Origin of the sequence: Arthrobacter sp. B0490, assembly GCF_002929355.1 — a bacterium.
Lineage (GTDB): Bacteria > Actinomycetota > Actinomycetes > Actinomycetales > Micrococcaceae > Arthrobacter_D.
This window is the reverse complement of sequence record NZ_PJIR01000124.1, coordinates 1-588: the sequence shown is the minus strand read 5'-3', so window position 1 is coordinate 588 and position 588 is coordinate 1. Positions and strand designations below refer to the sequence as shown.

The window sequence follows — 588 nt, the reverse complement described above, 5'->3', positions numbered from 1 at the left end:
CACTACCACTCGCGGCGACGATCGCGATGCTGCTGGGATCTAGCCGGGTGGTAGCTCCTTTGTTGAACAGGGTGGCGCACCGCGTTCTGCTTGTTATGACGGTCGCCGCCTTGGCTGTAGTGCCGGGAAGGATGGTCATTACGCTTGCCTCCGTGCTGCTCGTAGCGTTCTTGTCGAACCACCGCCGGTGGAGCATGGCGGGAATAACCGGAACGGTCGTACTGGTAATGGCGACTTGGATAGGCGTCGTACCGATACTCTCGATAATCACTGTGGTAATGAGACCGGTGATAACCGTGGCCGGTGTACTCATGCACGGTACAGCCGCTCAGCAGGAACACCCCGAGAAACAACACGAGAAGACGTGACATAGATGACTCCAGAGACAGGCAAGGCCTCATCGGCCTTGCCTGAGCGTGACCAGCCGGCGCCTGGCGCCTCAGCAGTTACCCTTCTTGGCCTGGCCTGGTGGACAGTGCGGCGGGCCGCCACCGCCGTCACCGATATCAATGCCTATGCCTGGCAGACGCAGACTGCAACCGGACATCAAAAGTGCTGTCAGTACAACTACAAGAAGACGAGTGCTCA

At 59.0% G+C, this 588-nt stretch carries 2 protein-coding genes; both read left to right on the top strand.

Annotated elements, in window-relative coordinates; translation table 11 throughout:
- The coding region (locus CXQ97_RS21065; protein WP_219815486.1) for a hypothetical protein at window positions 1-368 on the top strand (368 nt) is incomplete at its 5' end.
- 5 nt (window positions 369-373) lie between these two features.
- The coding region (locus CXQ97_RS21060) for a hypothetical protein (RefSeq protein ID WP_219815485.1) at window positions 374-588 on the top strand (215 nt) is incomplete at its 3' end.